Origin of the sequence: Mycetohabitans sp. B2, from assembly GCF_021733735.1 — a bacterium.
GTDB classification, from domain to species: domain Bacteria; phylum Pseudomonadota; class Gammaproteobacteria; order Burkholderiales; family Burkholderiaceae; genus Mycetohabitans; species Mycetohabitans rhizoxinica.
The window spans coordinates 1-13170 of record NZ_JAHKSP010000017.1; the positions used below are offsets into that span (position 1 = coordinate 1).

The 13170-nt window shown below is 61.4% G+C and carries 11 protein-coding genes and 2 pseudogenes; 9 read left to right on the top strand and 4 right to left on the bottom strand.

What is annotated here, in order from left to right; all coding sequences use genetic code 11:
- The first annotated feature begins 132 nt into the window (after positions 1-132).
- Positions 133-606, top strand: a complete 474-nt coding sequence (locus KPG66_RS04040; protein WP_237070072.1) for a hypothetical protein — start codon at positions 133-135, stop codon at positions 604-606.
- 226 nt (positions 607-832) lie between these two features.
- Entirely contained in the window at positions 833-2209 is a 1377-nt protein-coding gene (locus tag KPG66_RS04045) for a hypothetical protein (protein ID WP_237070073.1), read from the top strand.
- 47 nt (positions 2210-2256) lie between these two features.
- Here KPG66_RS04045 and KPG66_RS04050 read toward each other — a convergent pair.
- Positions 2257-2454, bottom strand: a pseudogene (locus KPG66_RS04050) (addiction module antidote protein); the annotation flags it as partial.
- A 671-nt stretch (positions 2455-3125) separates the two neighbouring features.
- Positions 3126-3875 carry a TIGR00730 family Rossman fold protein gene (locus KPG66_RS04055; protein ID WP_041753233.1) on the bottom strand — a complete coding sequence of 250 codons (750 nt, stop codon included), beginning with the start codon at positions 3873-3875 and terminating at the stop codon, positions 3126-3128.
- Between the two features lies 1 nt (position 3876).
- Here KPG66_RS04055 and polA point away from each other — a divergent pair, with 1 nt between their 5' ends.
- Positions 3877-6651, top strand: coding sequence for a DNA polymerase I (polA, locus tag KPG66_RS04060; protein WP_237070074.1), 2775 nt, complete (start codon positions 3877-3879; stop codon positions 6649-6651).
- A 60-nt stretch (positions 6652-6711) separates the two neighbouring features.
- A complete protein-coding gene (locus KPG66_RS04065; protein ID WP_237070075.1) occupies positions 6712-8175 on the top strand; it encodes an NAD(P)/FAD-dependent oxidoreductase in 1464 nt (487 codons plus the stop codon).
- 12 nt (positions 8176-8187) lie between these two features.
- Here the strand turns inward: KPG66_RS04065 and KPG66_RS04070 are convergent, their stop codons facing one another.
- Positions 8188-9057 carry a sulfurtransferase gene (locus tag KPG66_RS04070; RefSeq protein WP_237070076.1) on the bottom strand — a complete coding sequence of 290 codons (870 nt, stop codon included), beginning with the start codon at positions 9055-9057 and terminating at the stop codon, positions 8188-8190.
- A 174-nt stretch (positions 9058-9231) separates the two neighbouring features.
- Between KPG66_RS04070 and KPG66_RS04075 the strand changes: the two are divergent.
- Both KPG66_RS04075 and KPG66_RS04080 read left to right on the top strand, forming a co-directional pair.
- Positions 9232-9414: pseudogene (locus KPG66_RS04075) on the top strand (transposase domain-containing protein); the annotation flags it as partial.
- 62 nt (positions 9415-9476) lie between these two features.
- Entirely contained in the window at positions 9477-9866 is a 390-nt protein-coding gene (locus KPG66_RS04080; protein WP_013434731.1) for a transposase, read from the top strand.
- A gap of 64 nt (positions 9867-9930) precedes the next feature.
- On the opposite strand, the gene KPG66_RS04085 is transcribed toward KPG66_RS04080, so the two are convergent.
- Positions 9931-11037, bottom strand: coding sequence for an aromatic ring-hydroxylating oxygenase subunit alpha (locus tag KPG66_RS04085; protein WP_041753239.1), 1107 nt, complete (start codon positions 11035-11037; stop codon positions 9931-9933).
- A 261-nt stretch (positions 11038-11298) separates the two neighbouring features.
- Between KPG66_RS04085 and KPG66_RS04090 the strand changes: the two genes are divergently transcribed.
- From KPG66_RS04090 to KPG66_RS04100, 3 genes are all read left to right on the top strand, one after another.
- The gene (locus tag KPG66_RS04090; RefSeq protein WP_041754141.1) at positions 11299-11571 is read left to right on the top strand and encodes an exodeoxyribonuclease VII small subunit; all 273 of its coding nucleotides are present in this window, start codon (positions 11299-11301) and stop codon (positions 11569-11571) included.
- Positions 11562-12458 carry a polyprenyl synthetase family protein gene (locus KPG66_RS04095; RefSeq protein ID WP_237070077.1) on the top strand — a complete coding sequence of 299 codons (897 nt, stop codon included), beginning with the start codon at positions 11562-11564 and terminating at the stop codon, positions 12456-12458. The genes KPG66_RS04090 and KPG66_RS04095 overlap by 10 nt, the downstream gene beginning before the upstream one ends.
- A gap of 137 nt (positions 12459-12595) precedes the next feature.
- Positions 12596-13170 (top strand): 1-deoxy-D-xylulose-5-phosphate synthase N-terminal domain-containing protein (locus KPG66_RS04100; protein ID WP_237070078.1); only part of this gene is annotated, 575 nt, incomplete at its 3' end.

A 13170-nucleotide genomic window follows, 5' to 3' on the forward strand; every position in this document is an offset into this window, starting at 1 on the left:
AGTTAACATCGGGCGCGCCAGCTTACAAGCCGCGCCACGCCGAGATGTGGGTAAAGATCAGCCTCTTATCAGGGTGTGGCAGTTGGCGCGTTGGCGGTCAGCACATGGGTCTTGCCTAAAACGGAGCAGCCTGTGCGCTACGCGCAAATGCGCGACTTAGCTTTATCGTTGCCAGACGAGCAGTGGGGAATCGCATTGCGCCATTTGCCTACGGCGGGAATTGAGGCGTTGCCGCTTGATCAACATGCACAGGAATTGGCCTTGTTCGAACGCCATTTGGCGCGTGTGCCAGCGGCGCAGCGTGAGGGGGCGGCGCTCGGCTTGCTGTCTAGTGTTCGTTATCTGGATGAGGCGCTGTCGCAGCGAGTATGGCCGCAAGGGTTGGCTTTAATCAATGGCAGGGGTGAAGCAGCGTTATTGCGTCTGCTCACCGGGCTTGATACATATTCTGTGTTCGTGACCATTAACGATCGCAAATTGCTATTCGCCAAGGCTCAGGTCATCGAATTTATGGAGGCCAATCGTTTCTCTGAGGCGGCCCGTGCACGCATCCTAGACAGTGTTCGATGGTGGAACTTGCCATGGCTCAGGCATGAGCCATCTTAACGGAGGCGGCGCGCAGAGTGGGTTGTGGCGATCGGCTCATCAGAGCCCTTAACACGAGTTGACACGTGTGTTTGTTTCGGTTAGTCGGTTAGTGTTTCGCGTTGCTAGCTTGTTGCGTCAGACTTTTGGTCGCTTCAATCCACCCCGTTTAACCATCTCGCGAACGGGGAAGCCTGCGCAGCAGCGCTTTACGCTGCGTGTGTCTCACTTTTTGCCGAGCTTGTGAATGGATTTTGATCTAAATGCCGCTTTGAACGACTACCCAGCCTACGTTTGTGCATTGGAGTCGTGTCCGCAGCCTGCCGCGTCGGCCACCCCGCCGACACTGAAACCGGCAAGCGGTGAGCTGGCGAACCCATTGACCAGCCGGCCCACGACATATCATGACCTGCCGTCCGAGCTGATTCAGCAAATCGGTGACTATGTGCCCGTTCAAGACGTGAGAAATTTTTCAGCAGTCGATCGTCGTACGTATCATGCGATGCAAACCAGGCGGTTAGTCTACAGCTACTGGCAGCGAGCCAACCAAGCCGTAAGTCTCGCGTCAGTCAACCAGCTGCTCAATGAGATGGATGGCACGCTCGCCGATCCGGTGCAGCACGTCGAGCCGCTTGACGCGTTGCGCCAGCGTCTGCAAGCGTTGCCGGAAGCCGAGCAAGGCGAGGCGTTTAAGCGATTGTTCGCAGCCGCGCAGCGCATTCCGAAGCATGGGTTGCAAATACAAAAGGCGCTGATGCTGATGTTTCGTTATTTGCCTTGGTCTCAGCGCCTTGAAGTATTTGACTTCGCTCACGCTTTAGTGGCACAGCGCGAGCCCGAGCAGGACAATGTCTGGCCGGCACTGGCGATTGGGTTGATCGATTTCAACATCGGCTCACCGGAGTTCATCGAGCGTTATCAGGCGCTCTTGGCGCGGCTGCCGTCGCTGAACGTGTCCCAGCAAGCGGAGCTGATTTCGGTCTTGGTCGGGCTACTGGGGCATTTGCATTCGGATAGGGCACACCCAAGTAAATCCGCACAGTATGCGTTTTTGTGTGAACAGGCTCTACGCCTCCCCCCCTCTTATCAGGGTAAGGCAGTTGGCTCGTTGGCGGACAGCATATGGGTCTTGCCTAAAACGGAGCAGCCTGTGCGCTACGCGCAAATGCGCGACTTAGCTTTATCGCTGCCAGACGAGCAGTGGGGAATCGCATTTCGCCGTCTGCCTGTGGCGGCAATCAAGGCGTTGCCGCTTGACCAACATGCACAGGAGTTGGCCTTGCTCGAGCGCCATTTGGCGCGTGTGCCAGCGGCGCAGCGTGAGGGGGCGGCGCTTGGCTTGCTGTCTAGTGTTCGTTATCTGGATGAGGCGCTGTCGCAGCGAGTATGGCCGCAAGGGTTGGCTTTAATCAATGGCAGGGGTGAAGCAGCGTTATTGCGTCTGCTCACCGGGCTTGATACATATTCTGTGTTCGTGACCATTAACGATCGCAAATTGCTATTCGCCAAGGCTCAGGTCATCGAATTTATGGAGGCCAATCGTTTCTCTGAGGCGGCCCGTGCACGCATCCTAGACAGTGTTCGATGGTGGAACTTGCCATGGCTCAGGCATGAGCCATCTTAACGGAGGCGGCGCGCAGAGTGGGTTGTGGCGATCGGCTCATCAAAGCCCTTATACAGACCCTCCCGTGTCAGGCCGCGCATCGCGGGCAACTTGTGTCATACCGCGCGCGCGGGCAATCACGCCAAGTGCTTGGACAATGAATGTCGGATCATCGCCGCCTTCTAGAAGGCATGCCTCAAAATATTCGGCGATATCTTCTTCAGATGCTCGGCCGAATCCCATGGCCGGGTCTTGATTTTTTCCATCTTTCACTCTGTATTAAGGCAGTTCAACATCCGATACGCGGCTTTAATGTCCACAGCTTGAAAAGAAGCTCCGCGCGCTTCAAAGTTACGTGTGCGCGGTGAGACCAGAGACAGTGGATTGCGGCAAGCACCAGCCGTGATGTAAATTGCACACGGCCATCTCAAGTCGGAGCGACCCGTAAAAGCCATCCCTGAGGAAACGATATAACCTCAAGTCGATTGGAAGAAGGCCCTGAAGAACGCGCGTCGGTGGGCGATGGATGCGAACGGGGAGGCGAATTGATTCCTCGCGCCGAATGTCGCGGCGTTCACAGTTTTTCCGAACCCAAACCAGCGCCAACATTCGGATTCTCGGACGACTGGCGAAAAAGTCTAGTTGAACGGCCGACCCTGCCCACCTTACCGAGGAGAACGACCCTAATTTCGCCGTCGCAGCGGACGACCAGCGCGAAATAGGCAAGCTTAGCGTACTCCAGAGCTACGCGTGTGCGGTACGGCCGAATTGGTCCATCCTCGTGTCTAACTTGATTCAAAAACGCCCTTCAAACCCGCGTCTGAGGGTGCTTAAGCAATGAGCAGCAAGTTAGAGGAATTCCTGTAACTCACTGATTGTAAAAAGCAATGCATCTTCAAGCTGCGCAGCTTTGCTGACGTCACGCTCCAGTAACGGCCTACAGGTAAAACATTCGATCTTCGTCACTTTTAGCCGGGGGCTGAGCGCCCTCGGCCGGCGCCCGCTCCTCATAGAACGCGAGCACAGCCTCGAGTACCTGGTCCGGCTCGTCAATCACCTGCATCAACTCGACGTCGTGCGGGCCGATCAGTCCCATTGGCTCAAGCGAGTCGCGGAACCAGTCCAGCAGACCTTTCCAAAACGTGGAACCGACCAGGATGATCGGCACATGGCGCGATTTTTTCGTTTGGATCAGGGTCAACACTTCCGCGAGCTCGTCGAGCGTGCCGAAGCCGCCTGGCATCACGATCACCGCGTCGGAATTTTTCACAAACGTAACCTTGCGGGTGAAGAAATGCCTGAAGCGCAGCGAGATGTCCTGGTACGGGTTGCCGCTTTGCTCATGCGGCAACTCGATGTTCAGCCCGACCGAAGGCGCCTTGCCCGCGTGCGCGCCTTTGTTGGCGGCTTCCATGATGCCGGGGCCGCCGCCGGAGATCACTGCAAAGCCGGCATCAGACAGCTTGCGGGCAATCTGCGTGGCGAGCTTGTAGTACGGCGAGTTCGGCTTGAGCCGGGCAGAGCCGTAGAGGCTGACGGCCGGGCGGATTTCCGACAGGTACTCGGTCGCCTCGATAAACTCTGCCATAATCGTGAACATCTGCCACGATGCGCGGGCCTTCTTGGCTGTCGCGCGCTCTTGATCTGCGAGTGAACGCAGACTCGGAATCACTTTTCTCTTGGTCATAATGCTTGAAAATCGAAACCTCGAAGGCAAGACCCTGCTATTGGTCGATGGTTCGAGCTATTTATACCGGGCCTACCATGCGATGCCGGATTTGCGCGGGCCGGACGGTGGCCCGACCGGTGCGCTGTACGGTCTCATCAACATGATGAGGCGATTGCGTCGCGACATTCCCGCAGAGTATAGCGCGTGCGTGTTCGATGCCAAGGGCAAGACGTTTCGCGATGATTGGTATGCGGACTACAAGGCGCATCGTCCGCCGATGCCCGAGGACTTGGCCCGACAGATCGAGCCGATCCACGTCGCGGTGCGCGCGCTCGGCTGGCCGCTGTTGATGATCGAGCGCGTGGAGGCCGACGACGTGATCGGCACGCTGGCGGTGCGCGCCGCACAGGCCGGCATGAACGTGGTGGTGTCCACGGGCGACAAGGACCTCGCGCAACTGGTGAACGAGCGCGTCACGCTAATCAATACGATGACCAACGAGCGGCTCGATCGCGACGGCGTGATCGCGAAGTTCGGCGTGCCCCCCGAGCGTATCGTCGACTATCTGACGTTGATCGGCGATACCGTCGACAACGTGCCGGGCGTGGACAAGTGCGGACCGAAGACCGCGCTCAAATGGCTTGCGCAGTATCAGACGCTGGACGGCATCATCGAGCACGCGAACGATATCAAGGGCGCGGTCGGCGACAACCTGCGTCGTGCGCTCGCGTTCCTGCCCACCGCGCGCCGACTCGTCACCGTGCATACCGAATGCGACCTGTCCCCGCAAGTGCAGTCCATCGCCGCGTCGCTGCAGGCACGGGCAGAAGCCAAGGATGAATTGCGCGACATTTATTTGCGGCACGGCTTCAAGACGTGGTTGCGTGAGCTTGACAGCGAAACCGGGCCCGACACGTTCACGGCCACGGCCGACGGTGGGGTCGCGCTCGGCCCGGGCGCGGTCGAGCCGGCGCCGGCAACCGACATCGAGCGGCAGTACGAAACCGTCAACGCATGGGAGCAGTTCGAGCGGTGGCTGGCGGTGATCGAGGCGGCGCCCCTCACGTCGTTTGACACCGAGACTACGTCGCTGGACCCGATGCGCGCGCGTATTGTCGGCGTATCGTTTGCGACTGAGCCCGGGCGCGCCGCCTATGTCCCGCTCGCGCACCGCGGGCCGGATCAGCCGGTGCAACTGCCGCGCGACGAGGTGCTCGCGCGGCTCAAGCCGTGGCTGGAGAGCCCCGCGCACAAGAAGGTGGGCCAGCATCTAAAGTATGATGCACAGGTCTTGGCGAATCATGGCATCACGCTGGCCGGCATTGAGCATGACACGCTGCTCGAATCGTATGTGCTCGAATCACACCGTCCGCACGACATGGACAATCTTGCGACGCGGCACCTCGGCGTAAAGACGATCAAGTACGAGGACGTCGCCGGCAAGGGCGCGGCGCAAATCGGCTTCGACGAGGTCTCGGTGGACGTGGCCACCGAATATTCCGCCGAGGATGCCGACATCACGTTGCGGTTGCATCAAGTGCTGTATCCGCAGATCCAGGTCGAGAAAGGGTTAGATTACGTTTATCGATCAATCGAGCTGCCGACGGCGCGCGTGCTGCAGATCATCGAGCGCAACGGCGTGCTGATCGATAAGGACCGGCTCGTTGCGCAGAGCAACGAGCTTGGCATCCGGATGCTGGAGTTGCAGGCCGAGGCGTACGCACTAGCTGGCGGCGAGTTCAATTTAAATTCGCCGAAGCAGATCGGCGAGATCTTCTTCCAGCAGTTGCAGTTGCCGGTGGTCAAGAAGACCCCGTCAGGCGCGCCGTCCACCGACGAGGACGTATTGCAGAAGCTTGCCGAGGACTATCCGCTGCCGAAGGTGTTGCTCGACTACCGTGCGTTGACCAAGCTTAAGTCGACCTATACGGACAAGCTGCCGAAGATGATCAACCCGGACACCGGCCGCGTGCATACCAACTATGCCCAGGCGGTGGCCGTGACCGGGCGGCTTGCGTCTAATGATCCGAATCTGCAGAACATCCCGGTTCGCACGCCGGAAGGGCGGCGCATCCGCGAAGCGTTCATCGCGCCGCCGGGCAGCAGCATCGTCTCGGCCGACTACTCGCAGATCGAGCTGCGCATCATGGCGCACATCTCGGGCGACGCGTCGCTGATGGCAGCCTTCGAGCACGGCGAAGATGTGCACCGCGCGACCGCGTCGGAAATCTTTGGCGTGACGCGGCAGGAGGTCACGAGCGAGCAGCGGCGCATCGCAAAAGTCATCAATTTCGGCTTGATCTATGGGATGAGCGCGTTTGGCCTTGCATCGAATCTGGGCATTGCGCGCGACGCGGCCAAACTCTATATTGACCGCTATTTTGCTCGTTACCCGGGGGTCGCGCGGTATATGGACGAGACGCGGATGGAGGCGAAGTCGTGCGGTTTCGTCCAGACCGTGTTTGGTCGCCGGCTGTGGCTGCCGGAGATCAACGGCGGCAATGGTCCGCGCCGTCAGGCCGCCGAGCGCGCCGCGATTAACGCGCCGATGCAAGGGACCGCGGCCGATTTGATCAAGCTGTCGATGATCACCGTGCAGGATTGGATCGAGCGCGCGCGCGTGAAGTCGCGATTGATCATGCAGGTTCACGACGAACTGGTGCTGGAGGTGCCCGACGATGAATTGGAGATCATCCGCGCCAAGGTGCCCGAACTGATGTGTTCGGTCGCCCAGCTCAAGGTGCCGCTAGTCGCCGAATTGGGCACGGGCGCCAACTGGGAGGAAGCGCATTGACGCCGGGTGGTCCGGCGTTGACAGCGGAACGCGGGTGACGGTTAACGAGGGGAGATCGGGATGCATCGGATCATTGTGGTCGGCGGCGGCGCCGGCGGATTGGAACTTGCCACGCGGCTCGGCGATCGGTTCGGGTCGCGGCGCGCGCCGCAGCGTGTCAGCGTGGTACTCGTGGATCGCTACCCGACGCACATCTGGAAGCCGCTGTTACACGAGGTGGCGGCCGGCAGCATGGATCCGTTCACGCACCAAATCGAATATGCGGCGCAGGCGCGCTGGCACGGTTTCGAATTCCAGCAGGGCGAGTTGCTCGGGTTGAGTCGCGTCGCCAAGACAATTCGCGTGAGCGCGGTGCGCGACGAGGAGGGCATCGAACTGCTGCCCGAGCGCACGCTCGCCTACGACACGCTGGTGATCGCGATTGGCAGTACCACGCATTTCTTTGGCGTAACCGGCGCCGCGCAACATGCGATCGCGCTCGATACGGTCGCGCAGGCTGAGCGCTTTCGGCGTCGCCTGATCGCCGCCTGCATGCGCGCGCAGCGGCCGCTGTCCAGCGCGGACGTGGCGGCCGATGGTGCACCGAGGAGCGCCGCGCCGCACCCGCAAACCCGGGGGCAGGGGCCGCTGCCCAGCAGTGCTGCCAGCCTGGCCCACGGCGGCACGGCTGATTCGGCCTATGACGGCGCGGCTGGCCCGACCCACGGCGGCACGGGCGGCCCGCGAATCCAGATCGCGATCGTTGGTGGTGGGGCGACCGGCGTCGAGTTATCGGCGGAACTGCGCAACACGGCGCACGTACTGGCCGCGTATGGCTTGCACAAACTCCATCCTGTCACCGACATCGGAATCGTATTGATCGAGGCCGGTCCACGGATCCTGCCGGCGTTGCCGGAACGCGTTTCAGCTGCGACGGCGGCGCTGCTGCGCCGGCTCAACGTCTCGGTGATCACCGGTGAAGCGGTATCAGAAGTGCGCGTCGGCGAGGTTGTCACGGGTAGCGGAAACGTGTTGCGCGCCGATTTGACCGTGTGGGCGGCCGGCATCAAGGCGCCGCCAGTGCTCGCGCTACTCGACGGGCTGGCCGTCAACAAACTGTGGCAACTGGTCGTGCGCTCGACGTTGCAAACCACGAGCGACGACGACATTTTTGCGCTTGGCGATTGCGCCGCCTGCCCGTGGCCCGAGGCCAAGCGGACGGTGCCGCCCCGCGCCCAGGCGGCGCACCAGCAAGCGAATTTCTTGTTCAATGCATTGCGCGCGCGGCTGGACGGGCGCGCGTTGCCCACCTATACGTATCGCGACTTAGGCTCTCTCGTTTCGCTAGGCCACAATGCGATTGGCAATCTAATGGGCGGCCTGATCGGCAAGAGCCTATTCGTCGAGGGGCTCTTTGCACGATTCATGTATCAATTGCTGTATCGGATGCATATCGCCGCATTGCATGGCTATGGCCGGATGCTACTCGACACGCTCGCGCACGGGCTGCGGCGCACCACGCGGCCGCGGGTCAAACTGCACTGAGCCGTTGGCCAGTCAGGGCTGCGCGCCGGTGGTAACAGGCCTGGCCGGGTCCGCCACCCATTCGCTCCAGGACCCGGCGTACAGTGCTGCGCCGTGCAATCCGGCAATTTCCATCGCGAGCGCATTGTGGCATGCGGTGACGCCGGAGCCGCAGTACAGAATCGTGCGCTCCGGTGCGGTATCACCGAGCACTGCACACATTTCGTCGCGCAACGTGTGGGCGGGCTTGAAACGGCCGTCGGCGGCGAGGTTGTCTTTGAAGAAGCGATGACGGGCGCCTGGGATGTGGCCGGCGACCGGGTCGATCGTCTCGTTCTCGCCACGATAGCGGTCCGGCGCCCGGGCATCGAGCATCCGGCACGCGGCCGTGCGCATCTGTTGCTGCACGCCATGGACGTCGATACTGATCGACAACGGCTGTGATGGCGTGAATGAGCCGGCGGTGATGGCCGGTATCGCGTTGTCCAACGGCTGGCCGGCGGCCTGCCACGCCTGCAGCCCGCCATCGAGCAACGCCACCTCCTCGTGGCCTAACCAGCGCAGCAGCCACCACAGCCGTGCGGCGAACATGCCGCTTTGCGCGTCGTAGACGACCACCTGTAGGCCGCGGCTCAAGCCCCGCTGCGCGAGCCGGCGGGCGAGCGTGTCGCGTTCAGGCAATGGATGGCGCCCGTTGGTGCCGGTCTTCGGTCCGGACAGGTCGCGGTCGATATCCAGGTACTGTGCCCCCGGGATATGCGCAGCGTCATACGCGGCCGCGCCGGCCGACGTGTCGGCCAGATCGAAACGGCAGTCGAAGATGAGCGTGGTCACGCCGGGTGTGGCGAGCCGGGTGGCCAGATTCCCGACGGAAATCAGCGTGGTGTAGCGATGCTGCGGCATGGCGAATCTCCTGGCGAGGCGGTCATGACATCGACCTAGGCGAACTAGCCCTAGTCTAAACAAAAAAGCCGGACCCCAGCCTTAATGCCGTTCAGTTAAGCGACTGAATGGCATTTTTTTGAGTGGCTACAAACCCGTTGTACATGAGGCGAGGCGATGTTAACTTTCGTCGCCATGCTAGCCGACGACCTTCGCCCTCTTATCGAATCCCAGCCGCCGTTTGAATGGAACCGGCTGGGCCAGCCTCTGCCCTACGAATGGATTGAGCGAGCAGTCCAGAGCAGCGGTAGTGCCAGCGTTCGCCGCCGTCGTTTGCCGGCCCAGCAGGGGGGAGGGCGGGTGGTCGCGCTGGCGTTGTACCGGCACCCGTCAATCAGCGAGATTGTTGACGGGCTGGAACTGGCGCTACCTGCGCTGATATGTCATTTGTCAGCAAGCGCGCCATCGCCCAGGCGCGGCAGCGCACGGGGGCGGCGCCCCTGGCGTGGTTTTTTCGTGAATCGGCTAGGAACTGGGTTGCCCAGGATCAAGCGCAATATCTCTTCAAAGGGCTCTGGCTGTTCGCGATGGACGGCACCACGCTGCGCACGACCGACAGTGCGCTCAACCGCAAGCATTTCGGCTCATCCTCGGCCACGCATGAGCGAGTGGGCCGTAATACGCGTTGGGAGGCGCTCAGCGGCGAGCCCGGCGATCAGATAGTGCGCATGCGTGAACGGCTCAAGCAGCTTCCCAACGAAAAACGGCCCGGGCGCAGTGGCACTCGGGCCGTCAAGTCCAGATCTTTTCGCTATACCTTCAGTACCTGACTCGGGACCTTAACTGAACAGCATTAGGACCCTAACCCGGCTTTCGACTGATCGCAGGCACGTGTCAAATCGTGCCGAGCTCGCGGCGCAGGAACTCGTGGAAATGCTGCATGCCGTCTTCCATCGGGCTTTGGTATGGGCCCACCTGGGATTCGCCGCGGGCGAGCAGCGCGCGGCGTCCGGCATCCATTCGCTCGGCGATCTCGTCGTCCTCGACGGCGGTCTCCAGATAGGCCGCGCGCTCGGCTTCGACCATCTCGCGCTCGAACAACGCCACTTCCTCTGGATAGTAGAATTCGACGATGTTTGTCGTGCGTTGCACGCCGCGCGGGATCAGATACGACACGATGAGCACGTGCGGATACCATTCGATCATCACGTTCGGGTAGTACACCATCCAGATCGCACCGAAATCCGGTGGCGCGCCGTTGCGGAACTTCAGCAACTGGTCGTGCCACTTGCGGTATGTCGGCGAACCTGGATTCGCGAGTGCGCTGTGTACACCGACTGTCTGCACGCTGTACCAGTCGCCAAATTCCCATCGCAGATCATCGCACGAGACGAAACTACCGAGTCCAGGATGGAACGGGACGACGTGATAGTCTTCGAGATAGACCTCGATGAACGTCTTCCAGTTGTAGTTGCACTCGTGGATTTCGGTGTGGTCGTACAGGTACCCGGAAAAGTCGAAGTGGCTCGCCGGACCCAGGCGCGCGAGATCGCGTGCGATGTCCCGGCCGTTGTGCTCGAACAGCATGCCGTGCCAGGACTGCAGTGGCGTAGCACCCAAGTTCAGGCACGGATTATCCGGAAAGTGTGGCGCGCCGAGCAACTCGCCGCTTAGATCGTATGTCCAGCGGTGCAGCGGGCAGACGATGTTCTCGACATGCCCGCGACCGTTGAGCATAACGGCCTGCCGGTGCCGGCATACGTTCGATAGCAGTTCGATACGACCGTGTGGATTGCGCACCAGTATGCGGCCCTCATTCTCTGCAGGCAGCGCGAAATAGTCCCCCGCTTCCGGCACCATCAACTCATGGCCGATGTAGCGTGGACCGCGTTTGAACAGGACGTCGAGCTCGCGTGCGAGGAGCGCTTCGTCGAAATAAGCTGAAACAGGCAGCTGGCTGTGAATAGACTTAAGCTGCAGAGCATTGCTCAGATTGGACATTCCCACTCCCGTGCAGACGTGAAAGCAGTGAACAACCCAACCATCGAAAAATCGATTTAGGGGAACCAAGAATTATACTCAATCCGGGCAAATGGGGGTATCTAAATCTTTGATCCGGATCGCATTTATGACGCGAATCCGGTCATCGGAGTATATTTTTCGGCTCGGTGTAGGCGGCGCGCAGCACGCCAAGGTCGCATTCGCTGCCGGTCAGACGGCGTTTGCCGTAAAATAGGCGACTTGCCAGAACACATGTGCATGATGCCCAACACCGCTTCCCAAGCCCCTGACGGGGCAGATGTCCCATTGCCGGACAATTACGAAACAGCGCTTGGCGAACTCGAATCCCTGGTCGAGCGAATGGAAGGGGGCGCGTTGAGCCTCGAAGCGTCGCTTGCGGCATATCGTCGCGGTGCAGCCCTTGTTGCATATTGCCAACAGCAACTTGAGAAAGTCGAGCAACAGGTTCGTGTACTCGATGGCGAGACGCTCAAGCCCATCGATCCAGCGATTGACGACGGAGAATGTGCATGAGCGCCACGGCGTTTGACGAATGGGTACGTGACGTGCTGACGCGAACCGAGGTGGCACTCTCGGCGGTGCTGCCGCCGGCGGACGTCGAGCCGATGCGGCTGCATCAGGCGATGCGCTATGCGGTGCTGGGCGGCGGCAAGCGTGTGCGCCCGATGTTGTGCCACGCAGCTGGCCAGGCGCTGGGCGCGCCTGGCCAGCGCCTCGACGCGGCGGCCTGCGCGCTTGAGTTGATTCACGTGTACTCACTGGTTCACGACGATTTGCCGTCGATGGACGACGATGACATGCGTCGTGGCAAGCCGACGGTGCACGTGCAGTACGATGAGGCGACAGGGTTGCTCGTCGGCGACGCGCTGCAATCGCAGGCGTTCATCGCGCTTGCCTCGGACGCGCTTGAGGCGCACCGGCAGGCCGCGTTGATGCGCGAACTCGCTTGCGCGAGCGGCTCGCTCGGTATGGCGGGCGGGCAGGCGATCGACCTGGCGAGCGTGGGCACGCGATTGTCGCGGACGCAGTTGGAGACGATGCATCGGATGAAGACCGGCGCGCTGCTGCGCGCGGCGGTCAAGATGGGAGCGCTGTGCGGTGACGGGCTGTCGGCCGACATCGAGGCCGGGCTCGATGCGTATGCGAAGGCGGTGGGCCTGGCGTTCCAGGTGGTCGATGACATCCTAGACGTGACGGCCGACTCGGCCACGCTTGGCAAGACAGCTGGTAAGGATGCGGCCAACGACAAACCGACCTACGTGTCGATCATCGGGCTGCAGGCGTCGCGGGAGCTTGCGGCACAGCTGCGACGCGACGCGCATGCGGCGCTCGCGCCGCTGGGCGAGCGTGGGCTGCGGCTTGCGCAAATCGCTGACCTAGTGGTGGAGCGCATGAATTGAGTTGACGCGCCGGCGGCGGGCGTGGCGCCCGCGATCGCAGCGGCGGCTCGCCTGGCGGCCGGTGACGTGCAGCGCGAGGACACATTGGCCAGGAGCGTCGGCGCGTGCGCCGCAGGATTGTCTGGAATGGAACGACGATGTACGACTTGCTGAAAACCATCGATGACCCCGCCGCTTTGCGGCGCCTAGAACGCCGGCAGTTGCAGCCACTGGCCGATGAGCTGCGTGCCTTCGTGCTCGACAGCGTATCGCAGACAGGCGGCCACCTGTCATCGAACCTCGGCACGGTCGAGCTGACGATTGCGCTGCATTACGTGTTCGATACGCCGGCGGACCGGATCGTTTGGGACGTCGGCCACCAGACCTATCCGCACAAGATCCTGACCGGACGGCGGGACCAGATGAGCACGTTGCGCCAACTTGGCGGCATCTCAGGCTTTCCGCGCCGTTGCGAATCGGAGTACGACACATTTGGCACTGCCCATTCGAGCACGTCAATCTCGGCGGCGCTGGGCATGGCCATTGCCAGCCAACTCAAGGGCGAAGATCGGTATGCGATCGCCGTGATCGGCGATGGGGCGATGACCGCCGGCGAGGCATTCGAGGCGCTGAACAACGCCGGTGTGTGTGAGGACATCCCGTTGCTGGTGATCCTGAACGACAACGACATGTCGATTTCGCCGCCGGTTGGCGCACTGAACCGGTACCTTGC